Here is a 23,080-nt window from a genome sequence, read left to right on the forward strand (position 1 = left end):
GGCGATGACCGGCGACGGGCCCGCCGGCCCGGTCCGCACGGGCGTGGTCACCCTGGCCCGGCCGGCGGGGGCCTTCGACGTCCTGAGCCTGGCGGTCCCCGCGGGGCCGGACTGGGCCACGGCCCGGCCCGGGCAGTTCCTCGTGGTGCCCGGCAACCCCGGTCGCGGCGACGCGCTGCCCGGCCTGCACTGGCTGGCCGACGTCTCGGTGGACCCCGTCCACGGGACCGCGGTCGAGGTCGCCGTGCGGGCGGGTGGCGGCTGGGACGTCGGCCACCGCCTGCGCCTCATCGGCCCGCTCGGCCGGGGGTTCGGTGTCCCGACCGACCCCGTCCCGGCGCTGGTCGTGGGGCACGGGGGGTCGACGGTGCCGTTGCGCTGGCTGGTGGCGCGGTTGCGCGCCCGGGGGTGCCCGGTGCACGTGGTGCTGTCCGCGGACGACCCGGACGAGCACTTCGAGGTGGCGTCCCTGCGGCGGCTGGCCGCCAGCGTCCGGCTGACCGCCGAGCCGGACCTCGGCCGGGTGGCGACGCAGGTCCTGGAGCAGGAGCCGCGGACCGGCGTGGTCTACGCCGCCGGGCCGCGCGCCACGGTCGCGCAGGTCGCGCGGGCCGCGGTGGCGGCCGGCCGGCCCGTGCGGGTGAGCGCGCTCGACCTCGCCGAGCCCGTGCTGTGCGGCACGGGGCTGTGCGGCCAGTGCGACCTCGACGTCTCCAACAGCGCCGGGGGACGGTCGCTGCGACCGTGCCTGGAGGGACCCGTGGTGCCGGGGGAGCAGGTGCTCGATGCGCCGCGGTGACCGCCTGCCCGGCGTGTGGATCGCGCCGGGGGCGGTGGACGACCCGCGGGGGCTGCTGCGCTTCGGGCCCCTCGGCAGGGTGGCCGTGCCCGTCGGCCCCGTCGTCGGGGGTCGCGGTGGACGAGGCGCCGCTGCCGTCCACGGCACCGGCCCCGGTGGCGTCGAGCACGACGAGGCGCCCGGACTCGACCTGGTGGAGGCCGTCGACCGGCTCCGGTGGTGCGCCACCCGGGACCTGCGCGCGCTGGTGGCGGTGCGCGGCACCACCCCGGGGGAACCCGCCACGCTGGCCGGACGCCTGTGCCGAGGGCTGGAGGGCGACTCGGTCGCCGCCGTCGAGGTCGACCTCCGCGGTGCCGACGACCAGCACTGTCTCCGGGTCCTGGCCCGCGTGCGCGAGGAGACCCCGCGCGACCTGCTGCTGCTGGCCCGGCTGTCCGCGCTCCAGCCGGACCTCGTGGGCTGCGCCCGCGCGGCGGTCGCCGGGGGAGCGGGGGCCGTGGTGGTCTGCGGAGCGGTCCCCCTGGGGCCGGGGCGGTGGTGGTCCGGCCCGTCGACGGCGGCGGTCTGCCGCTCGGGGGTCCGGGCCCTGGCCCAGGCCGCCGTCGAGCAGCGCTGGCCGGCGGTCCCGGTCGTCGCCGCGGGCGGGGTCCACGACGTCCCCTCCGCGCGTGCGGTCCTCCGCGAGGGGGCGCAGGCCGTGCAGCTGGGATCGGCGTTGTGGGCGGATCCGACCGTCCTGTGGGCCGTGCTCGACGGCCTGGACCCCGCCGCCGTCGCCGGCACCCGTACCCCCGGCCCCACCCACCCCGACACCCACCCCGAGGAGAGCCGATGAGCCACGTCGACGAGGGCGGACACCCCCCGACGCCGACCCCGGAGCGGTTCGGCCTGCGCCTGCACCGGGCCCTGGTCGAGCACGGCCCGCTGTGCGTGGGGATCGACCCCCACCGCGAGCTGCTCGAGACCTGGGGTCTGCCCGACACCCCGGACGGCCTGCGCGAGTTCTGCACGGTCGTCCTGGACGCGGCAGCCGGCCGGTGCGCCGCGGTCAAGCCCCAGTCCGCCTTCTTCGAGCGGCACGGGTCGGCCGGTGTCGCCGTCCTGGAGGAGGTGCTCGCCCAGGCCCGTCAGCGAGGTCTGCTGACCGTCCTCGACGTCAAGCGGGGGGACATCGGCAGCACCATGCAGGGCTACGCGGAGGCCTACCTGGGACCTGGGGCCCCGCTCGCCGCGGACGCGCTGACCCTGAGCCCCTACCTCGGCTACGAGGCCCTCCGGCCGGCGCTGGACCTGGCCCGCGAGTCCGGCCGCGGCGCCTTCGTGCTGGTGCGGACGTCCAACCCGGAGGCGGCGGACGTCCAGTCCGTGGGGCGGCCCACGGTCGCCTCCCGGGTCCTCGCCGGCGTGGGCCGCGACACCCTCGGCCAGGCGCCCTGCGGTGACATCGGCGTCGTCGTCGGTGCGACGGTCGACCTCGCGGACGAGCAGCTGGGGCTGGCCGAGACCTTCGCGCCCGTCCTGGCCCCGGGTGTGGGGGCCCAGGGGGCGGACGAGCACGACGTCGCCCGGTCCTTCGCCGACGTCCGCGGGCGGGTGCTGGTCCCCGTGTCACGAGCGGTGCTGGGCGCAGGCCCGGCAGGGGTGGGCCAGGAGGTCGAGCGCTGGGCCGACCGGTTGGCCACGGCCCTGGGTCGCTGCTGACGGGACGGGCCGACCGCATCCGCCCCGGTGACCCGCTCCGGCGCCGTGCCGGGTGCTGCGGGTTGGCACGGCGGGCGGAGGGTCGCTATGTTCGTCGGCACCAGGGTTCCCTGGCACTGGATGACAAGGAGTAGGACCGTGGCCCTTCCCGAGCTGACGCCGGAGCAACGCGCCGACGCGCTGGCCAAGGCTGCTGCCGCCCGTCGTGAGCGTGCAGCCGTCAAGAACCGCCTGAAGAACTCCCAGGGCTCCCTCAAGGACGTCATCGCCGAGGGTAAGGAGAACGACGTCATCGGCAAGATGAAGGTCTCGGCCCTGCTGGAGTCCATGCCCGGCGTCGGCCGCGTGCGCGCGCGGCAGCTCATGGAGGAGATCGGCATCTCCGAGAGTCGGCGCGTCCGAGGGCTGGGCGCCAACCAGGTGCACCACCTGCTCGACCACTTCAGCGGCCGCTGAGCGCCGCGGCCGAGCCCGGTGCGAACCCGGGCGAGCAGCGACGGCTGGTGGTGCTGGCCGGTCCCACGGCGGTCGGCAAGGGCACGGTGGCCAGCTACGTCCGGGAGCACCACCCGGCGGTGTGGCTCTCGGTGTCCGCGACCACCCGCCCGCCTCGTCCCGGCGAGGTCGAGGGCCGGCACTACTTCTTCGTCGACGACGGCGAGTTCGACCGGCTGGAGGCCTCCGGGCAGCTGCTGGAGTCGGCCACGGTGCACGGACGGGCCCGCTACGGCACTCCGCGGGGGCCGGTGGACCAGGCGCTCTCGCAGGGGCGCCCGGCCCTGCTGGAGATCGACCTGCAGGGCGCGCGGCAGGTGCGGGAGGCCATGCCGGAGGCGCTGTTCGTCTTCCTGGCCCCGCCGAGCTGGGAGGAGCTGGTCCAGCGGCTCGTGGGCCGGGGGACCGAGACGGAGGCGGAACGCACGGCTCGGCTGAGCACCGCGCGGACCGAGCTGGCGGCGGCCCAGGAGTTCGACGTGACCATCGTCAACGACGATGTCGCCCGGGCCGCCGAGGAACTCGTATCATTGATGGTTGACCCCCGAGCTAAGGACTGAGACGAACGTGAGTGGAACCGGCACCATCGCCCACCCGGACGGCATCACCAACCCGCCCATCGACAGCTTGCTGCAGCGCGCCGACAGCAAGTACGCCCTCGTCATCTACGCCGCGAAGCGCGCCCGGCAGATCAACGCCTACTACTCCCAGCTGAGCGAGGGCCTGCTGGAGTACGTCGGCCCCCTCGTCGAGGCCGAGGCCACCGACAAGCCGTTGTCGATCGCGCTGCACGAGATCGACCAGGGCAAGCTGCACACGAGCTCCCCGGAGAGCTGAGCAGGACCCGGCGGGCGACGAGCGACGGCACCGGTATGCGTGTGGTCCTGGGCGTCGCGGGGGGCATCGCCGCCTACAAGGCGTGCTCCGTCCTGCGGTTGCTGACCGAGGCCGGGCACGAGGTCACCGTCGTGCCGACGGCCTCGGCGCTGCGCTTCGTCGGTGCCCCCACCTGGGAGGCGCTCAGCGGACGGCCCGTCTCCAGCGAGGTCTGGGACGACGTGCCGCAGGTGCCGCACGTGCGACTCGGTCAGCGGGCCGACCTGGTGCTCGTGGCGCCCGCCACCGCCGACCTGCTGGCGCGGGCCGCCCACGGGCTGGCCGACGACCTGCTCACCTCGACCCTGCTCACGGCCCGCTGCCCCGTCGTGCTGGCCCCGGCCATGCACACCGAGATGTGGCTGCACCCCGCCACGGCGGCCAACGTCGAGACCCTGCGGTCCCGCGGGGTGCGCGTCGTCGAGCCCGCGTCCGGCCGGCTGACGGGCGCGGACACCGGGCCTGGACGGCTCCCGGAGCCGGAAGACATCGTCGCCGCCGCGCTCGCCGCGGTGCGGGAGTCGGGGCCCGACGGCGGGCACCCTGATGACCTCGCGGGCCGACACGTCGTGGTCACCGCCGGGGGGACCCGGGAGCCCCTGGACCCCGTGCGCTTCCTCGGCAACAGGTCCTCGGGCAAGCAGGGCTACGCGGTCGCGGCCGAGGCCGCGGCCAGGGGAGCACGCGTCAGCCTGGTCAGCGCCAACGTCTCGCTCGCCGTCCCCGCCGGCTGCGACCTCCTCGAGGTGGGCACCGCCCTGGAGCTGCAGGAACGGGTCGGGTCCGTCCTCGAGGCCGGGGACGTGGACGCCGTCGTCATGGCGGCCGCCGTCGCGGACTTCCGGCCCGCCGCCTACGCCGAGGCCAAGATCAAGAAGGGGCACGGCCCGGACGACGAGGAGGCGCCGACCATCGAGCTGGTCCGCAACCCCGACGTCCTCGCCGACCTGGTGAGCGCGCGCGGGGACGACCACCGCCCCTACCTCGTGGGGTTCGCCGCCGAGACCGGTGACGCCAGCGGCGACGTCCTGTCCCTGGCCCGGGCCAAGCTGCAGCGCAAGGGCTGCGACCTGCTCGTCGCCAACGAGGTGGGCACCGACAGGACGTTCGGCCACGACGACACCACGGTCCACCTGCTGAAGCCCGGCGAGGACGAGGTCACGACCGTCGGCCCGGCCACCAAGGCGCAGGTCGCCCGGGTCATCTGGGACCACGTCGCACCGGTACTGGGCTGACCGGGCCCAGCACCCTCACGGACCCGCCGCACGCGGGAGGGCCGGGCCCCTGGCCGTCGAACGCGCCGTCACCGTGGTGCCGGGTGACGATAGGGACATGAGCGACGTCGAGGACAGCGGAGCGCCCCTCGGGCGTCGCACGGACCTGTCCGGCTTCCTCTTCGGCTGCGGGGTCGCAGCGTCGGTGATCGACCTGTTCGTCTTCCACCTGGCGCTGCAGTGGCACCACTTCTACGACCTGTCCACCACGCGGGTGGCACTGACCGCCGACGGGTTCTTCCACGCCTTCGGGTGGTTCATCACCGTCTGGGGCCTGTTCCTGCTCGCCGACGTGCGCCGACGCACGCAGGTGGTGTGGACCCGGTGGGCGGGGGCGGTGGTGGCCGGGGTGGGCTTCTTCCAGCTCGTCGACGGGGTGGTCAGCCACAAGCTGCTGGGCATCCACCAGATCCGGTACGGCGTGGACCTCCTGCCCTACGACATGACGTGGATCGGGTCCGCGGTGCTGCTGCTCGTCGTCGGCCTGCTGGTCCGTCGCCGGGCCGCACCCGCGCGCGCCTCCTCCTGAGGATCCGTGGTGCACCGCGGCCACCACCACGGCGACGGCCACGGTCCGGCGTCCCAGGTCCCGGTCGCCGGCTGGGAGGTCTTCGAGGTGCTCGTGCTCCTCGTCCTCGGGACCGCGCTGGTCGGCTACGCGGTGGCGCGACGGGTGGCGGGGTCCGGTCGTGCCTGGCCGGCGCGGCGGACCGTGTGCTGGTCCGCCGGGGTCGTCTGTGCCGGTGCCGGGCTCGTCGGCCCGGTCGCCACGGCAGCCCACACCAGCTTCACCGCGCACATGGCGGCACACCTGCTGCTCGGGATGCTGGCGCCGCTGCTGCTCGTGCTCGGTGCGCCGGTGACCCTGGCGCTGCGTGCCCTCCCGGTCACGTGGGGGAGGCGCCTGACGCGCCTGCTGCGCACCGCGCCCGTGCGCGCCGCCACGCACCCCGTGGTGGCCGGCCTGCTGAACGCGGGAGGCCTGTGGGTGCTCTACACCACCAGCCTCTATCCGCTCATGCACGGCTCCGTCCTGGTGCACGCGGCGGTGCACGCCCACGTCCTGGTGTGGGGCTACGTCCTCACCGCGTCCCTCGTCGGGGTGGACCCGGACCCGCACCGGTCCTCGGTCCTCGTCCGCTCGGGCGTGCTCATCGTCGTCGTCGCGGCGCACTCGATCCTGTCCAGGTGGCTCTACGCCCACCCGCCGGCCGGGGTCGGCGCCGCCGACGGCCGGTCGGGCGCCCAGCTGATGTACTACGGCGGCGACGTGGTGGACGTCCTCCTCATGGTGCTCCTGCTCCACCGCTGGTATGCCTCCGGTCGGCACCGGGAGGCCGCTGCACCTCGTCGGGTCACCGCCGCAGCGGACCGTCCCGGGACTGTCCGGGGCGACCCGTAGACTCACCGGCGTCAGTCAGCAGCCGCTGCCCCGAAGGAGTCGTGCATGATCCGCCTGTTCACCTCGGAGTCCGTCACCGAGGGCCACCCCGACAAGATCTGCGACCAGATCAGCGACGCCATCCTGGACGACCTGCTCGCCCAGGACCCGCAGTCCCGCGTCGCGGTGGAGACGATGGTCACGACGGGACTGGTGCACGTGGCGGGTGAGGTGCGGACCCAGGGCTACGCCAACATCGCCCAGCTCGTGCGCCAGACCATCCTCGACATCGGCTACGACAACTCCCACAAGGGCTTCGACGGTCGGACCTGCGGGGTGGAGATCTCCATCGGCGACCAGTCCATCGACATCGCCACGGGCGTGGACGACGCGGTGCTCAGCCGGGGGTCGGCCGACGCCGACCCGTTCGACCAGCAGGGCGCGGGGGACCAGGGCCTGATGTTCGGCTACGCCTGCGACGACACCCCGGAGCTCATGCCCCTGCCCGCCTTCCTCGCCCACCGGCTGGCGGAGCAGCTGGCCGCGGTGCGCAAGAGCGGCGAGCTCGACTACCTGCGCCCGGACGGCAAGACCCAGGTCACCATCGCCTACGACGGCGACACCGCCGTGCGCCTGGATACCGTGGTGCTCTCCACCCAGCACGCCGCCGGCATCGACCTCGCCGACCAGCTCACCCCGGACATCCGCGAGCGCGTCATCACCCCGGTCCTGGAGCAGGCCCACGAGGCGGGGGTGGAGCTCAAGACCGACGGCTACCGCATGCTCGTCAACCCCACGGGTGTCTTCACCATCGGTGGCCCCATGGGCGACGCCGGGCTGACCGGGCGCAAGGTCATCGTCGACACCTACGGCGGGATGGCCCGGCACGGGGGTGGGGCCTTCTCCGGCAAGGACCCGTCCAAGGTGGACCGCAGCGCCGCCTACGCCATGCGCTGGGTGGCCAAGAACGTCGTGGCCGCCGGCCTGGCCCGCCGCTGCGAGATCCAGGTGGCCTACGCCATCGGCTACCCGCACCCGGTCGGCCTCTACGTCGAGACCTTCGGCACGGAGACCGTGCCGGTGGAGGCGATCCAGCAGGCGGTCACGCAGGTCTTCGACCTGCGCCCCGCCGCGCTCGTGGACCAGCTCGACCTGCTGCGCCCCATCTACCGTCCCACCGCGGCCTACGGCCACTTCGGCCGGACGCAGGCCCCGGGGCTCACCGACGGCTTCACCTGGGAGCGCCTGGACCGGGTGGACGCGTTGCGCTCCGCGGTCTGAGCCGTCGGGGGCGCGATGAGCGAGCAGCTCGAGCTGGTCCCCGCGCCGTCTGCGGCCACCCCACGCCGACGGGCGCGCACACCGGCGTCCGACGTGCCCCTGGCCGAGGAGGACCCGGTCGCCACCGTGCTCGTGGACACCCCCTTGGCCCACCTCGACCGGCCGTTCGAGTACGCCGTCCCCGCCGAGCTGGCGCAGAGCGCCCGCCCGGGGGTCCGGGTCCGCGTGCGCTTCGCCGGGCGGGACCACGACGGCTACCTCCTCACCCGGACCGCGACGGCGGAGCACTCCGGCCGGCTGGCCCCCCTCCGCACGGTCGTCAGCCCGGAGCCGGTCCTCACCCCGGAGGTGCTCGCCGCGGCCCGCGCGGTGGCCGACCACTACGGCGGCACCCTGGCCGACACGGTGCGCCTCGCGGTCCCGCCCCGGCACGCGCGGGCCGAGCGGTCCGTCCCCCCGGAGGGGGAGTCCGGCGGGGGGGCGCCCGACCCCGCGGCGGTGGACCGCTCGCCGGAGCAGGTGTGGGACGCCTACCCCGCCGGCCCGGCGCTGCTGCGCCGCCTGCGGTCGGGGCAGGCGCCGGCGGCGTCCTGGCTGGCGCTGCCCGGAGAGGCGCCCGAGCGCGACTGGCCCCGGGCGGTCGCCGCCGCGGTGCGCGAGACCGTCCTGGGGGGGCGGGGTGCCCTGGTCGTCGTCCCCGACCGCCGCGACGTCGACCGCGTGCTGGGCCCGGTCCAGGAGGCCGTGGGCCCGGACGAGGTGGTGCGGCTCACGGCGGACCTCGGTCCCGAGGCGAGGTACGCCGCGTTCCTCCGGGTGCTGCGCGGGCACGCGGGCGTGGTCGTCGGCACCCGTGCCTCTGCCTTCGCCCCGGTGCGGCGGCTGGGGCTGGTCGTGTGCTGGGACGAGGCCGACGACCTGCACCAGGAGCCCCGTGCCCCCTATCCGCACACCCGCGAGGTCCTGCGGCTGCGCGCCCGTTCCGAGGGGGCGGGTCTCCTGCTGGGCGGGTTCACCCGCAGCATCGTCGTGCAGCGGTGGGTCCAGGAGGAGGCGATCGCGCCGGTGACCGCCGGGCACGCCCGGCTGCGGGAGCGGGCACCGCGGGTGGTGGTGGCCGGCGAGGGGCATCAGGAGGAGCGGGACGCCGCCGCGCGCACGGCCCGGCTGCCCGGTGTCGCGGTGAGCGCGCTCCGGGCCGGGCTCGAGCGTGGACCCGTCCTCGTCCAGGTCCCCCGTCAGGGGTATGTCCTCGGGCTGGCCTGCCAGGACTGCCGGACGCGGCTGCGGTGCGGCGTCTGCCACGGGCCGGTGGGGGCCGGGGACCGCCGCGAGCCCGCGTCCTGCCGGTGGTGCGGGACCGAGCTCGATGCGCAGCACCCCTGCGAGGAGTGCGGTTCGCTGCGCCGGCGCACCACCGGGGTGGGGGAGCGGCGCACCGCCGAGGAGCTGGGACGAGCCTTCCCCGGCATCCGCGTGGTCTCCTCGGGGGGCGACCACGTCGTGGACGAGGTCGACGACAGCTCGGCCCTCGTCGTGGCCACCCCCGGGGCCGAGCCGTGGTGCGCCGCCGGCTATGCCGCCGTGGCGCTGCTGGACGGGTGGCGGCTGCTGGAGCGGGCCTCCCTGGACGCCGCCCAGGAGGCGCTGCGCCGCTGGTGCGGGGCGTCGGCCCTGGCCAGGCCGGTGACCCGCGCGCCGGGGCAACGGCGAGAGGTGGGCGTCGTCCTGTGCGGCGTCCCACCGCACGGCTCGGTCCCGGCCGTGGAGGCGCTGGTGCGCTGGGACCCGGCCTGGCTGGCCGCCCGAGAGCTGTCCGACCGGGCCGAGCTGGGGCTGCCACCGCTGGTCCGGCACGTGGAGGTCACCGGACCTGCCGGTGCTGTCGACCAGGCGGGCCGGGCGCTGGTCGCGGCGGGGATGCATCTGCTCGGGACGCTGCCCGCGGGTGACGGCCCCTCGTCCGGGGCCGGGCCGGGGCAGCAGGTCAGGGCCACCCTGGCCCAGGGCCGGGGGAGGGCGCCGGAGGCGGTGCGGACGGTGCGCGCCGACCGCAGCGCCCGCAAGGCCCAGGACGTCGTGCGCCTCCGGATCGACCCGGACCCCGGCGCCTGAACTCCTCGCGAGCGGCGCGGAGGTGCCTGACGGAAGCCAGCGGCAGGGCTTCAGCGCTTGACGTAACGTCACTCCTACGGAAGTCTCGAAAGGGTAACGATCGCGTCACCGTGTGGGCACGGTAGTGGCGTCGAAGGTCGTCGCGTGCCTAAGTTTCATCTGCAACCCCCGGTGCGTCATCAGAGCATGCGCTGGACCACCACGGTCCGGGCCGCGAGACGCCCATTCACTAGGAGGAACATTGAAGATCAGGCGCGCGACCATGGCCGTCGTGGCCGCCGGTGCCCTGGCGCTGGCCGGCTGCACGTCCGACTCCGGGTCGGAGGACACCGACACCGCGGCCGAGGGCGGCGGCACCGACGAGGACATGTCGGAGGAGACCGGTGACTCCGAAGGGGGCTCCGAGGACATGGGCGGCGAGGAGGGCGACACCGCCCGCGCCGACCTGGGTGACGTCACCCCCAACGACGACTCGGTGTCCTTCTCCAGCGGTGCCGAGGAGTACAACGCCTACAACGGCAACACCGCGGCGACGAACTCCACCTACAACGCGGTCGTCAACAACCAGCTGCAGTCCGGCTTCTGGTACTGGGGCACCGACGGCACGATCTACCCGAACGAGTGGTTCGGCTCCTACGAGAAGACCTCCGACGACCCGCTGACCGTCGAGTACACGATCTCCGACGACGCGGTGTGGTCCGACGGGACCCCGATCACCTCCAACGACTTCCTGCTCGACTGGGCGTCGACCAACCCCGAGTCCATGGGCGGCGCCGAGGAGCTCGGCTTCGACCCGGTCTCGACCTGGTCGACCTACGCCACCGAGGGCCTGGAGACCGAGCCGAGCTCCAAGGAGTTCACCGTCGTCTACCCCGAGCCCTACCCGGACTGGGAGATCGCGGTCTCCGGTCCGCTGCCCGCGCACGTCGCGGCCGAGCAGGCCGGCCTCGAGCCGGACGAGCTCGCGCAGGCGATCCTCGACGGTGACGCCGAGACGGTCTCGCAGGTGTCCGAGTTCTGGAACACCGGCTGGCTGTTCCCGAACTACCAGGTCGAGGACGAGGCGCTGGTGCCCTCCTCCGGTCCCTACACCCTCGAGGGCGCGGCCTGGGAGAGCGGCAACCAGCTCGCGCTCGTGCCGAACGAGAGCTTCTTCGGCCCGATGCCGGCGACCGGCAACCTGGTCTTCAAGTTCGCCGCCCCGGAGACGCACGTCCAGGCCCTGCAGAACGGTGACATCAACGTCATCGAGCCGCAGGCCACGGTGGACACCCGCCAGCAGCTCGAGGGCATGGGCGACATGGTGTCGGTCGAGGACAACCAGCAGATGACCTGGGAGCACCTGGACTACAACTTCGCCGAGAGCTCGGTCTTCAGCGACGAGAACGGTGGCCTGGCCGCCCGTGAGGCGTTCGCCATGTGCGTCCCGCGGCAGAACATCATCGACAACCTCATCGCGCCGATCGCCGAGGACGCGCAGGTGCTCAACGCCCGCGAGCGCTTCCCCTTCATGGAGGACTACCAGGAGCTCGTCGACGCGTCCTACGACGGCCGTTACGACGAGGTCGACATCGAGGGTGCCTCCGCCAAGCTCGAGGAGGCCGGTCTGGACAACCCCGAGGTCCGCATCGGCTACTCGGCGCCCAACCAGCGCCGCACCGAGGAGGTCGCCCAGATCAAGTCCTCGTGCGACGAGGCCGGCTTCAACATCGTCGACGCCGGCAACCCGGACTTCTTCGAGGCCGGCGGAACGCTGGAGTCGGGCGACTGGGAGGTCGCGCTGTTCGCCTGGGCCGGCTCCGGCCAGATCGCCTCGGGCGAGCCGATCTACTCGACCGGTGGCTCGCAGAACTTCGGTGGCTTCTCCAACGACGAGGTCGACGCCGCCTGGGACACCCTGGCGAGCTCGGTTGACCCCGAGGTCCACATGGAGCAGCTGAAGGTCATCGAGAAGGCCCTGTGGGACAACCTGTACGGCATCCCGCTGTTCACCCACCCGGGCATCGTCGGTTACGACAGCACCCTGGAGAACGTCCGGCCGACCTCGGTGCAGACCGGTGTCTCCTGGAACGCCGACCAGTGGGTCCGCGCCAGCTGACGCACCCGTGGTCCTGGTGAGCATCCCCGCCCACCGGCGACCGCCACGCTGATGGGGCGGGAGGGTCACGTGCCCTCCCGCCCCTCGCATGTCCGCACCCTGCCCCGAGCCCTCCGGCTCGTGGCCCCGGCAGACGACACGCGGGACGCTCCGCGGGTTGCCGTAGCCCCGACTCGGCGACAGGGGTTAGAGTCTGCGGGCAGTCCGTCACACCGCCGTGGACCCTCACCGCAAAGGTTGAACCCGTGCTCCAATTCATCCTCCGCAGGATCGCGATCTCGACGCTGATCCTGTTCCTGGGCTCCGTGCTGATGTACGTCCTCACCATCAACTCGGCGGACCCGCTCTCGGACCTGCGTGAGTCCCGGGCCGAGAACCGCGAGCAGCTCATGCAGGCCCGGATCGACAACATGGGTCTGGACCTGCCGTGGTGGCAGCGCTACCTCGGGTGGCTCACCGGGGTGAGCAAGTGCTTCGTGCTGCAGTGCGACCTGGGCACGACCCGTGACGGCTCCGACGTCAACGCCCTGCTGCTCTCCTCGGCGGGCGCCAGCCTGCGGCTGGTGACGGTCGCGACCTTCCTCGCCATCTTCATCGGGGTGACGCTGGGCGTGCTGTCCGCGATCCGGCAGTACTCCGGGTTCGACTACGCCATCACCTTCGGCGCCTTCCTCTTCTACTCCCTCCCGGTGTTCTGGGCCGCGGTGCTGCTCAAGGACTTCGGCGCCATCCGGTTCAACAACTGGATCGCCGACCCGACCGTGTCGACGACCGCGACCGCCGTCGTCGCCCTGGTGTTCGCTCTCGCGCTGGCGTCCGTGCTCGGGGGGAGCCTGCGACGGCAGCTGGTGACGGGGCTGGTCACCTTCGCCGTCGTGTTCGGGCTCGTCTTCGCCTTCGACCAGGTCACCTGGTGGGTCCAGCCGGCCCTCGGACTGCCCCTGATCCTCGTGGGCGCGCTGGGGGCCCTCGGCTTCATGCTCGTCATGACCGTCGGCCTGGCCAACCGCAAGATCCTGTATGCCGGGCTGGTCACCATCGGCCTGGGACTGGTGTCCTACTTCGTCACCGCCCCCATCCTCGAGGACCCGGCCAACTGGTGGGTCATCTTCGCCCTGCTCGGTGTCACGGTGCTGGTGGGGCTGGCCGTCGGGTGGGTCATGGGAGGCTACGAGCGACGGACCGCCATGGTCGTCAGCGTCGGCACCGCGATCGGGATGGCCTTCCTCGTCTTCATGGACCAGCTGCTGCGGGGGTGGGCCGGCTTCCTGGCGCTGGCGGGCAACCGTCCGGTCAGCACCATCGGCGAGAACCGCATCATCCCGGAGCGCTTCACCGGAGACTTCTGGGAGGGCATCTTCAACTGGGGGGTGCAGCTGGTGCTCCCGACCATCGTCCTCACCCTGATCTCCATCGCCTCCTACAGCCGCTACACACGTGGGTCCATGCTGGAGACGATCAACCAGGACTACATCCGCACCGCGCGGTCCAAGGGCCTGTCCGACCGGGTGGTCTTCACCAAGCACGCGCTGCGCAACGCGCTCATCCCCATCACGACGATCGTGGCCTTCGACTTCGCCTCGCTGCTGGGGGGCGCCGTCATCACCGAGACGATCTTCGGATGGCGCGGGCTGGGCGCGATGTTCCGTCTGGGGCTCGACACGGTCGACCCGAACCCGGTCATGGCCTACTACCTCGTCGCCGGTGGTGCTGCGGTGCTCATGAACATGCTCGCCGACATCGCCTACGCCTCCCTCGACCCGCGGATCCGGCGGTGAGCCCCGTGGCCCCGACCGTGTCCCCCGACCTTCCGTCCCGACCGACCGACCTGAGGACATCGCGATGACCGACAGCCAGCGCCCGGACGAGCCGGACCCCACCCCGGCCGCGAGCACGGTCGAAGAGGCCTACTCGGTCGAGAAGCAGATCGACCTCAGCCAGAAGTCCTACTCCCAGGGCCAGCTGGTCGTCCGCCGGTTCTTCCGGCACAAGGGCGCCATGGTGTCCCTCTTCGTGCTGGTCTTCATCACGGTGATGGCCTTCACCTCCATCGGCTACGGCATCATCCCGAACTGGTGGGGAAAGACGTTCTACGACGCCGGCGCCACCGTCGACGGCGGTCGGCCCACCCTCCAGCTGTGGCCCTTCCAGATCGGCGAGCACCCCTTCGGCCAGGACACCATCGGCAAGGACTACTTCGCGCTCACCATGCGCGGCACCCAGCGCTCGCTCATCGTGGCCTTCACGGTCGGGCTCCTGTCGACCGTCATCGGCACCGTCATCGGCGCGGTGGCCGGCTTCTACCGCGGCTGGGTCGAAGCCATCCTCATGCGGGTCACCGACCTGTTCATCATCATCCCGCTGCTCGTGCTGGCCGCGGTCGTGGGCAAGATGGCCGAGGGCATCTGGTGGCTCGCGCTCATGCTCAGCCTGCTCACCTGGACCGGCCTGGCCCGCCTCGTGCGCGGTGAGGTGCTCTCGTTGCGCGAGCGCGAGTTCGTCACCGCGGCCGAGGCCATCGGCACCGGCCCGGGGCGCATCATCTTCAAGCACATCCTGCCCAACACCATCGGCACGATCATCGTCAGCGCCACGCTGGCCATCGCGGCGACCATCCTCCTGGAGTCCGCGCTGTCCTTCCTCGGCTACGGGGTGCAGGCGCCGGACACCTCCCTGGGGCTGCTCATCTCGACCTACCAGAACGCCTTCCTCACCCGACCATGGCTGTTCTGGTGGCCCGGCCTCATGATCCTCGCGATCGCGCTGTCGGTGAACTTCCTCGGTGACGGGCTGCGCGACGCCTTCGACCCCCGCCAGAACAGGACGGCCGACTGATGACCACGACGACCCAGAGCGACTCCGGACAGCCGGTCTACACCGGATCCGGCACCCCCACCGGCGACGAGGAGGTGGTGCTCGGCTTCAGCGACGTCGACGTGCGCTTCAAGACCGAGTTCGGCAGCGTGCACGCGGTCAAGGGCGTCGACCTCAAAGTGCGTCCCGGCGAGGTCGTGGCCCTGGTCGGCGAGTCCGGCTCGGGCAAGTCGGTCACCTCGATGACCGCGATGCGGCTGCTGCCGCGCAACGCCACCATCGGTGGCCAGGTGGACGTCGCCGGCAAGGAGGTGGGCCGGCTCAAGGAGTCGAGCATGCGCCGCCTGCGTGGCAACGACGTGGCCATGGTCTTCCAGGAGCCGATGACGGCCCTGAACCCGGTCCTGACGGTCGGCACCCAGATGGTGGAGTCCATGGAGCTGCACGGCGTGGCCCGTGGCGCCTCCGCCTGGAAGCGCGCCATCGAGCTGCTCGGCATGGTCGGCATCCCCGAGCCCGAGCGGCAGATGAAGAAGTATCCGCACGAGCTCTCCGGCGGGCAGCGCCAGCGGGTGGTCATCGCCATCGCCATCAGCTGCGACCCCAAGGTCATCATCGCCGACGAGCCGACCACGGCCCTGGACGTCACCGTGCAGGCCGACATCCTGGACCTGCTCCGCTCGCTCAAGGACAAGCTCAACACCGGCATCCTGCTCATCACCCACAACATGGGCGTGGTCGCCGACATGGCCGACCGGGTGGCGGTGATGTTCAAGGGCGAGATCGTCGAGCGCGGCACGGTGGAGGAGGTGCTGCTGCACCCGAACCACGACTACACCAAGATGCTGCTCGGCTCGGTGCCCCGGATGGGCCACGGCCGGGGCCAGATGGGCATCAGCGTCAAGGAGGAGGTGGACGCCGACGCACCCCTGGCGATCGAGCTGAAGAACCTCGTCATCGAGTACCAACGGCTCGGCAAGACACCTTTCCGTGCCGTCGACGACGTGAGCTTCGACGTGCGACAGGGGGAGATCGTCGGGCTCGTCGGCGAGTCCGGCTCCGGCAAGAGCACCATCGGGCGCTGCGCCCTGGGGCTCATCCCGGCGGCCTCGGGCGAGTTCCAGCTGCTGGGCCAGAACATCACCGGGATGAAACGGGGCGACCTCAAGCCCCTGCGCAAGAGGATCGGGGTCATCTTCCAGGACCCTGCGGCCTCGCTGAACCCTCGGCTGCCGATCGGGGAGTGCATCGCCGAGCCGTTGGTCGTGCACAAGGTCGGGGACCGCAAGTCCCGCCAGCAGAAGGTCTATGAGCTGCTCGACGCCGTGCAGCTGCCTCGGGAGGTCTACAACCGCTACCCGCACGAGGTGTCCGGCGGCCAGCGGCAGCGCATCTCGGTGGCGCGTGCCCTGACCCTGGACCCGGAGCTGCTGGTGGCCGACGAGCCCACCTCCGCGCTGGACGTGTCCGTCCAGGCCCGGGTGCTCAAGATCTTCTCGGACCTGCAGGAGCAGTTCGGCTTCGCCTGCCTCTTCATCAGCCACGACCTGGCGGTCATCGACCTGCTGGCGCACAAGGTGGTCGTGCTCCAGAACGGCCGGGTCGTGGAGGCCGGGCCGCGGCAGCAGATCATGGAGAACCCGCAGGAGGACTACACCCAGCGGCTCATCGCCGCCGCCCCGGTGCCGGACCCCCTCGAGCAGGGCCGGCGCCGCCGCGAGCGCCACGAGCTGCTGCTCGAGCAGGGCGAGGAGATCGTCGAGCTCAAGGTCGACGGCGAGGAGTTCCACCAGTCGTCCCAGGCGGCGGTCGTGGACACCGGGGACACCAAGGACACCAAGGACACCGAGGACGTCGACGGCACCGACGGCCGGGCGAGCCGCTGACCCGCGGTGCGCGTCGTCTTCGCCGGGACACCGGCGGCCGCGGTCCCGAGCCTGCGTGCGGTCCTGGGCTCCCGCCACGACGTCGTCGGCGTCCTCACCCGGCCGGACGCCCCGGCCGGGCGTGGGCGGGGGCTGCGGCCCTCCCCGGTGCGTGAGGTGGCCGACGAGGCCGGCATACCCGTCGCGACCCCCCGCTCGCTGCGCGGACCCGAGGTGGAGGAGCGGCTGCGGCACTGGGCCCCCGAGGCGTGCCCGGTCGTGGCCTACGGCCTGCTCGTGCCGCCCGAGCTGCTGGCGCTGCCCGAGCACGGCTGGGTCAACCTGCACTTCTCGCTGCTGCCCGCGTGGCGGGGCGCGGCGCCGGTCCAGCACGCGCTACGGGCCGGTGACGACGTCAGCGGCGCGGTGACCTTCCGGCTCGAGGAGGGCCTGGACACCGGGCCGGTGCTCGGCCGGCTCACCGAGACCATCCGCCCGAGGGACACCGCCGGTGAGCTGCTCGACCGGCTCTCCGAGGCCGGCGCACGCCTGCTCGTGTCGACCCTGGACGCCCTGGAGGAGGGTGCCGTCCAGCCGGTGCCGCAACCCGCCCAGGGCGTGAGCCTCGCCCCCAAGATCGAGGTGGACGACGCCCGGGTGCCCTGGCGGCTGCCGGCGTTCGCGGTCGACCGCCTCGTCCGCTCCTGCACCCCCGAGCCCGGGGCGTGGACCGTCCTGGGTGCGGACCGGGTCAAGCTCGGCCCGGTGCTCCCCGTCGACAACGCCGACCCGGCCTCGCCGACGCTGGAGCCGGGGCAGGTCGACGTGCGGCGTCGCGAGGTGCTCGTCGGCACCGGCAGCTCGCCGGTGCGCCTCGGCGACGTGCAGGCACCGGGCAAGCGGGCCATGCCGGCCACCGACTGGGCGCGCGGCGCCCGGCTGCAGCCGGGGGTGACCTTCGATGCCTGAACCGCGCAGACGTCCGGACGGGGAGCGGCCCGGCCGCGGCGGCGGGGCTGACCGTGGCCAGGGGCAGCGCCGCGGGCCACGCCGCCGGTCCGCGCAGACCCCCGCACAGCGGGCGCGGCAGGCGGACCCGGCGCGCGCCGTCGCGTACCGCGTGCTGCGCCGGGTCGGGACCGAGGAGGCGTTCGCCAACCTCGTCCTGCCCGGGGCGTTGCGCTCGGCCGGCCTGCGGGGCCGGGACGCGGCCTTCGCCACCGAGCTGACCTATGGCACCCTGCGCCTGCAGGGGCTCTACGACGTGGTCGTCGGGGCCGCGGCGAGCCGGCCGGCCGCGGAGATCGACGGACCGGTGCTCACGGTCCTCCGGCTCGGCGCGCACCAGCTGCTCGGCATGCGGGTGCCCGATCACGCGGCCGTCAGCGCGACCGTCGCCCTCGCGCGTCAGGAGGTCGGTCAGGGCGCGGCGGGGTTCGTCAACGCGGTGCTGCGCCGGGTGAGCGAGCAGGACCGCGAGGCCTGGGTCGACCAGCTCGTCGCCCCGGTCGGCGACCCGGTGGAGCGGCTGGCCCTCGAGCACTCCCACCCCGAGTGGGTGGTCCGAGCCCTGCGGGCCGGACTGGTCTCGACCCGGGGACCGGAGGCGGCGGAGGAGGAGCTGGCGCCGCTGCTGGCCTCGCACAACACGCCCGGTCCGCTCACGCTGGTGGCCCGCCCCGGTCTGGGTGCCGAGCAGGAGCTCGAGGACGCCGGTGCCACGCCGTCCCCGGTGGCTCCCACGGCCTGGGTGCTGCCGCAGGGCGACCCGGGCGCCCTGGGGTCCGTCCGGGAGGGCCGTGCGGCGGTGCAGGACGCCGGCTCCCAGCTGCTCACCCTCGCCCTCGCGCAGGCCCCGCTGGACGGCCCGGACGAGCAGTGGCTGGACCTGTGCGCCGGGCCAGGGGGCAAGGCGGGCCTGCTCGCCTCGATCGCGGCCGGTGCCGGGGCCCGGCTGCGGGCCAACGAGGTCAGCGAGCACCGGGCCGAGCTGGTGCGGCACACCCTCGTCGGGCCGGTCCACGGCGGGGCCCGGGTGGACGTCACCGTCGGCGACGGCCGGGAGGTCGGGACGGCGCAGCCGCAGACCTACGACCGCGTGCTCGTCGACGCCCCGTGCACCGGGCTGGGGGCACTGCGCCGACGCCCCGAGGCGCGCTGGCGTCGCAGCCCGCAGGACCTCACCACCCTGGGGCCGCTGCAGCGCGCGCTCCTCGACTCCGCGCTGCGGGCCACCCGCCCCGGTGGCCTGGTCGCCTACGCCACCTGCTCGCCGCACCTGGCCGAGACCGAGCTCGTCGTGCGCGACGTCCTCAAGCGGCACCCGGGGGTGGAACCGCTCGACGTGCGACCCCTGATGCGCGACCGGTCCGGCACGCCGCTCGCCGACCTGGGCCCGGGCCCGTGGGCCCAGCTGTGGCCGCACCTGCACGGCACCGACGGGATGTTCGTGGCCCTGCTGCGGGTGCCCGGGCGCTCGTTAGGCTGACCCTGTGTCCTCGACCTCCTCCTCGCCCCTCACGCCCCGGATCAGCCCCTCGATCCTCGCCTCCGACTTCGCCCACCTCGCCAGCGAGCTGGAGCGGATCGAGAGCGCCGACTGGGCGCACGTCGACGTCATGGACAACCACTTCGTGCCCAACCTCACCCTGGGCCTGCCGGTGGTGGAGTCGCTGGCGCGGGTGAGCCCGGTCCCGCTGGACTGCCACCTCATGATCGAGGACCCCGACCGCTGGGCGGCGGACTACGCCGAGGCCGGCGCGGGGTCGGTCACCTTCCACGTGGAGGCCGCGACGGACCCCGTGGCGACGGCGCGGTCCATCCGCGCCGCCGGCGCCCGGGCCGCTGTCGCGATCAAGCCCGACACCCCGTTCCAGCCCTACGAGGAGCTCCTGGACGAGGTCGACATGGTGCTCGTCATGACCGTGGAGCCCGGCTTCGGCGGGCAGTCCTTCATGGACGACCAGCTCGCCAAGGTGAGCGCCGTGCGGGAGGCCGTCCGGCGCCGGGGGAGCGAGATCTGGGTGCAGGTCGACGGGGGTGTCTCCGCCGAGACCATCGGGCGCTGCGCGGAGGCCGGCGCCGACGTCTTCGTCGCCGGGTCGGCCGTCTACGGCGCCGACGACGTGCCCGCGGCGATCGCCGACCTGCGGGACCGCGCCCGGCGCCACCTCTGTGGCTGACGACGGGGGCCGCTGACCGTGGACACCTGGAACGACCTCTTCTACGCCGAGCTCACCGTGCTCGGCCAGAGCATCGCCTGGCGCGAGGTGGTCGGCAACGGATTCGGCTTCGCCTCGGCCATCCTCGGGATGCGCCGCACGGTCTGGGCCTGGCCGGTCGGCATCGTCGGCAACCTGCTGCTCTTCACCGTCTTCATGGGCGTCTGGTTCGCCAACCCCCAGGAGCACAGCCTCTTCGGCCAGGCGGCCCGGCAGGTCTTCTTCATCGCGACCAGCGTCTACGGGTGGTGGCGGTGGCAGCGCTCCCGCCGCGGGCGCGCCAAGGGTGCCCCGGCGATCACCCCGCGCTGGGCCACGCGGCCCGAGCGGACGGCATACCTCGTGGGGGCGGCGCTGCTCGTCGTCCTGGCCCAGTGGGTGTTCGCGGAGGTGGGGGCGGGCTGGCCGGCCCCGCGCTGGTACTACTGGACCGATGCCTGGATCTTCGTCGGCTCGATGCTGGCGACCTACGCCATGGCCCGCGGCTGGGTCGACTTCTGGCTGGTCTGGATCGCGGTCGACCTCGTCGGTGTGCCCCTCCTGTGGCACTCGGGCTACTACCCCTCCGCGGTCATGTACGCCGTCTACGGAGGCCTCGTCCTCTGGGGGTTCGTGGTCTGGCGGGCGGCGGCCCGGGACGAGGCGCCGCAGGGGGCCGTGACCGGTGGGGCACCCCCGCAGGACGCGGACGACGCGAGCGGCCCCCGTGGTGCGCACGAGGTGCGGCCGTGAGCGGGCAGGGGGATCCCTACGCCCCCTTCCGTCCGGTCACCGGTGCGCGGGTGGCCGGGGTGGCCGCGCTGGCCTCGCTCCTCGTCTTCGGTCTCATCGCCCTGCTCGGGCCGTCCTACACGGGCTCCGGCACGGCCATGTCGGTGCTCAACCGGGTCGCCATCGCCGGCTTCGGGCTGGCCATGGCAGTCGTCCTCTGGAGGTATGCCCGGATCCGGGCGGTCCCGAGCCGCACGGGTCTGCTCGTGGTCAACCTCGTGCAACGGCGCGAGCTGGAGTGGGCGCAGGTCGTGCACGTCGGGTTCTCCGGCGGCTCGCCCTGGGTCGTGCTCGAGCTGGACGACACCGAGGAGGTCGCCGTCATGGCCATCCAGCGCGCGGACGGCCGTCGGGCGCAGCGGGAGGCAGCCCGCCTCGCCGCCCTCGTGGAGCACCACCACCGCTGAGCACCCGGGGCACGGGGCACCGGGGGCGGCTCAGCCGGCCGGGTCCATCTCGTCGCGGGTCGGCGGCACCCGGCGGCGTGCCTCCTGCAGGGTCATCCCGGAGAGGACGAGCAGGTCCACGACGGTCGAGCGCACCTGCGCCCGCAGGACCTCCGCGGACAGACCCGCCCGCGAGTGCCCCCAGGTGGACTGGCGGGCCAGGTGCACCAGGTCCTCCTGGGCCGCCCCCAGCGGGGCGCGGCGGGTGAGCTGCTCCTGGATCACGGCGGCGGCCTCGGCGAGCCCCTCGACCATGTCGGTGTAGGAGTCCGGGACGTACTCGTGGTTGCCGACGGCGGACTCCGCGCGTCGGGCGAGCACCCGGACGTTGCGGATGGCGAGGTCCAGCGGCTGCAGCAGGGCCTTGATCTCCAGCACCTCGGCGCGGTGCACCCCCGACAGCAGCGGCGCCAGCCGGGCCGCCGCGGCCGCCTCCGCCGTCGTGTCCTGCAGGGCCGCCAGCTCCGCGGACAGCCCGCGGGCGGTGGCCAGGGCCTGGGTGGCCCGCGCCTCGTCCCGGTTGCGCAGCGCCTGGGTGGTGTCGGTGAGCACCTCGGCGAGGTGCCCCACGAGCGCGATGATGCGCTCCCGCGGCCGCTTGGTCGTCGAGCGCATGGGCGCCAGCATCGCGATGACCAGCGCCACCGACCCGCCCACCGCAGCGTCCAGCCACCGGCTGAACGCCTCGCCGTCGCCGGCCACCAGGGTGGTGATGATGACGCCCTGGATGCCGGCCTGCATCATGAGCAGCTGCCCCGCGCCGGCCAGGACCGCCAGGGCCATGGCCACCACGCAGACCGCGAAGATCTGCCACAGCCCGGTGCCGAAGGCGTGCACGAAGACGTCGCCGATGGCCACCCCGATGGCGACCCCCACGGTGAGCTCGGCGATGCGCCGCACCCGGTCGCCGTAGGTCAGGCCCAGGCAGACCATCGCGGTGATGGGGGCGAAGAAGGGCAGGGCGTGGCCCAGGAGGTCGTGGGCGATGAACCACGCCAGGACGGCGCCGGTCGCCGCCTGCAGGATGAGCCAGGCACGGGCGCGCAGCCGGCGCAGCCTGGTGCGCGTGGCGTTGGTGCTGATCTCCTCCCGCAGCGGGTCCCACACGACGTGGCCGGCCGCACGGGCGTGCTCACGGGCGCTGGTCATGGGTCCAGTGTGACCGAACCTGCGCCCTCGTGCCCGGGGCGGAGGGAGGTCAGGCGCTGCGGCGGTGCGCGGCCAACGCCTCCACGTCGCGGTCCTCGCCCTCGGTCCCGACCCGGGCGACCCGCTCACGGCCGAAGGCGTGCAGGAGCAGCTCCAGCGGGGCACCGGTGAGGACGACGGTGCCGGTGCCGTCGGGGGGACGGCGCAGGGCCACGCGCCCGTGCCCGGGCGCCACGGCGACCACGCCGCACGGCGCGGAGCGGTAGAGCATCCGGCCGGTCGTCCGCAGGGTGGCCCAGAGCTGCTCGGCCACCCCCTCGGGCAGCTCCGTGGGCTCCCGGCCGGGCTGCGCCCGGGCCATGTCCTCGAGGTGGATGCACAGCTCGGCCACGTTGACCGCGCGGTCCAGGACGGGCAGGCGGGTCGGCCACCACGGTGCCGGCCCCCCGCGCACGGCGTCCACCAGCTCCTCGAACGGCCGGCCCGCGGCCCGGTCCTGCACCTTCGCGGTGTGCTGCTGCAGCGCCGGGACGGGCAGGCCGACGCCGGGGAGCGCGTCGACCCGGGACTCGCGGACGACGAGGTGGGCGAGCAGGTCCCGGACCGTCCACGGGTCGCACAGCGTGGGGGCGTCCGGGCCGAGCTCGAGGGCGGTCGTCGCGATGAGCTCGCGCAGGAGGTCAGGGGTGTGCGGCATACCGTCATCGAACCACGGGAAGGTCTGTCAGGCACGCGTGGTTGGATAGGTCACCGGCTCTCACCCACCTACCTCTTCCAGGAGGCCCCTTCTC

Annotated in this window: 22 protein-coding genes; 20 read left to right on the forward strand and 2 right to left on the reverse strand. The window is 73.6% G+C overall.

The window, feature by feature from the left end:
• The first annotated feature begins 4 nt into the window (after positions 1-4).
• The 20 genes from Q0967_RS07250 to Q0967_RS07345 all read left to right on the forward strand — a co-directional run bounded on the left by Q0967_RS07250 (position 5) and on the right by Q0967_RS07345 (position 21,101).
• Positions 5-799: a hypothetical protein gene (locus Q0967_RS07250; RefSeq protein WP_298749628.1), complete on the forward strand. Its 795-nt coding sequence runs from the start codon at positions 5-7 to the stop codon at positions 797-799.
• Positions 786-1,637 (forward strand): hypothetical protein, encoded by an 852-nt coding sequence (locus Q0967_RS07255; protein ID WP_298749626.1) that lies wholly within the window; start codon positions 786-788, stop codon positions 1,635-1,637. Before Q0967_RS07250 ends, Q0967_RS07255 begins: the two co-directional genes overlap by 14 nt.
• Entirely contained in the window at positions 1,634-2,503 is an 870-nt protein-coding gene (gene pyrF, locus Q0967_RS07260; RefSeq protein WP_298749624.1) for an orotidine-5'-phosphate decarboxylase, read from the forward strand. Before Q0967_RS07255 ends, pyrF begins: the two co-directional genes overlap by 4 nt.
• Before the next feature lie 138 nt (positions 2,504-2,641).
• The gene (mihF, locus tag Q0967_RS07265; RefSeq protein ID WP_058890996.1) at positions 2,642-2,959 is read left to right on the forward strand and encodes an integration host factor, actinobacterial type; all 318 of its coding nucleotides are present in this window, start codon (positions 2,642-2,644) and stop codon (positions 2,957-2,959) included.
• A gap of 47 nt (positions 2,960-3,006) precedes the next feature.
• Complete coding sequence (gene gmk, locus Q0967_RS07270) at positions 3,007-3,558, forward strand: guanylate kinase (RefSeq protein WP_299449550.1); 552 nt, start codon at positions 3,007-3,009, stop codon at positions 3,556-3,558.
• Between the two features lie 7 nt (positions 3,559-3,565).
• Entirely contained in the window at positions 3,566-3,835 is a 270-nt protein-coding gene (gene rpoZ / locus Q0967_RS07275) for a DNA-directed RNA polymerase subunit omega (protein WP_058890998.1), read from the forward strand.
• A 35-nt stretch (positions 3,836-3,870) separates the two neighbouring features.
• A complete protein-coding gene (gene coaBC / locus Q0967_RS07280) occupies positions 3,871-5,109 on the forward strand; it encodes a bifunctional phosphopantothenoylcysteine decarboxylase/phosphopantothenate--cysteine ligase CoaBC (protein ID WP_298749619.1) in 1,239 nt (412 codons plus the stop codon).
• A gap of 97 nt (positions 5,110-5,206) precedes the next feature.
• Entirely contained in the window at positions 5,207-5,677 is a 471-nt protein-coding gene (locus tag Q0967_RS07285; RefSeq protein ID WP_298749617.1) for a DUF2243 domain-containing protein, read from the forward strand.
• Between the two features lie 9 nt (positions 5,678-5,686).
• The gene (locus tag Q0967_RS07290; protein ID WP_298749615.1) at positions 5,687-6,550 is read left to right on the forward strand and encodes a cytochrome c oxidase assembly protein; all 864 of its coding nucleotides are present in this window, start codon (positions 5,687-5,689) and stop codon (positions 6,548-6,550) included.
• Between the two features lie 45 nt (positions 6,551-6,595).
• The gene (gene metK / locus Q0967_RS07295) at positions 6,596-7,810 is read left to right on the forward strand and encodes a methionine adenosyltransferase (protein ID WP_298749613.1); all 1,215 of its coding nucleotides are present in this window, start codon (positions 6,596-6,598) and stop codon (positions 7,808-7,810) included.
• A 15-nt stretch (positions 7,811-7,825) separates the two neighbouring features.
• Positions 7,826-9,925 carry a primosome assembly protein PriA gene (locus tag Q0967_RS07300; RefSeq protein WP_298749611.1) on the forward strand — a complete coding sequence of 700 codons (2,100 nt, stop codon included), beginning with the start codon at positions 7,826-7,828 and terminating at the stop codon, positions 9,923-9,925.
• Between the two features lie 241 nt (positions 9,926-10,166).
• Entirely contained in the window at positions 10,167-12,023 is a 1,857-nt protein-coding gene (locus Q0967_RS07305; protein ID WP_298749609.1) for an ABC transporter substrate-binding protein, read from the forward strand.
• 245 nt (positions 12,024-12,268) lie between these two features.
• Entirely contained in the window at positions 12,269-13,801 is a 1,533-nt protein-coding gene (locus tag Q0967_RS07310) for an ABC transporter permease (RefSeq protein ID WP_298749607.1), read from the forward strand.
• Positions 13,802-13,865: 64 nt separating this feature from the next.
• Positions 13,866-14,858 carry an ABC transporter permease gene (locus tag Q0967_RS07315; RefSeq protein ID WP_298749605.1) on the forward strand — a complete coding sequence of 331 codons (993 nt, stop codon included), beginning with the start codon at positions 13,866-13,868 and terminating at the stop codon, positions 14,856-14,858.
• Complete coding sequence (locus tag Q0967_RS07320) at positions 14,858-16,723, forward strand: ABC transporter ATP-binding protein (protein ID WP_298749603.1); 1,866 nt, start codon at positions 14,858-14,860, stop codon at positions 16,721-16,723. Before Q0967_RS07315 ends, Q0967_RS07320 begins: the two co-directional genes overlap by 1 nt.
• 6 nt (positions 16,724-16,729) lie before the next feature.
• Positions 16,730-17,671, forward strand: a complete 942-nt coding sequence (gene fmt / locus Q0967_RS07325) for a methionyl-tRNA formyltransferase (protein ID WP_298749601.1) — start codon at positions 16,730-16,732, stop codon at positions 17,669-17,671.
• Positions 17,664-19,190: an RsmB/NOP family class I SAM-dependent RNA methyltransferase gene (locus tag Q0967_RS07330; protein WP_298749599.1), complete on the forward strand. Its 1,527-nt coding sequence runs from the start codon at positions 17,664-17,666 to the stop codon at positions 19,188-19,190. Before fmt ends, Q0967_RS07330 begins: the two co-directional genes overlap by 8 nt.
• A gap of 4 nt (positions 19,191-19,194) precedes the next feature.
• Complete coding sequence (rpe, locus tag Q0967_RS07335; protein WP_298749597.1) at positions 19,195-19,884, forward strand: ribulose-phosphate 3-epimerase; 690 nt, start codon at positions 19,195-19,197, stop codon at positions 19,882-19,884.
• Between the two features lie 18 nt (positions 19,885-19,902).
• Positions 19,903-20,655 carry a nicotinamide riboside transporter PnuC gene (gene pnuC, locus Q0967_RS07340; RefSeq protein WP_298749596.1) on the forward strand — a complete coding sequence of 251 codons (753 nt, stop codon included), beginning with the start codon at positions 19,903-19,905 and terminating at the stop codon, positions 20,653-20,655.
• Positions 20,652-21,101 (forward strand): PH domain-containing protein, encoded by a 450-nt coding sequence (locus tag Q0967_RS07345; protein ID WP_298749594.1) that lies wholly within the window; start codon positions 20,652-20,654, stop codon positions 21,099-21,101. The genes pnuC and Q0967_RS07345 overlap by 4 nt, the downstream gene beginning before the upstream one ends.
• Before the next feature lie 30 nt (positions 21,102-21,131).
• Here the strand turns inward: Q0967_RS07345 and Q0967_RS07350 are convergent, their stop codons facing one another.
• Together Q0967_RS07350 and Q0967_RS07355 are read right to left on the reverse strand one after the other, a co-directional pair.
• The gene (locus Q0967_RS07350) at positions 21,132-22,289 is read right to left on the reverse strand and encodes an aromatic acid exporter family protein (protein WP_298749592.1); all 1,158 of its coding nucleotides are present in this window, start codon (positions 22,287-22,289) and stop codon (positions 21,132-21,134) included.
• A 49-nt stretch (positions 22,290-22,338) separates the two neighbouring features.
• On the reverse strand, positions 22,339-22,986 hold the full coding sequence (locus Q0967_RS07355) for a TIGR03085 family metal-binding protein (RefSeq protein WP_298749589.1): 648 nt from the start codon (positions 22,984-22,986) through the stop codon (positions 22,339-22,341).
• Positions 22,987-23,080: the final 94 nt, after the last annotated feature.

It is taken from the genome of uncultured Serinicoccus sp. (assembly GCF_947500995.1).
Taxonomy (GTDB): Bacteria; Actinomycetota; Actinomycetes; order Actinomycetales; family Dermatophilaceae; genus Ornithinicoccus.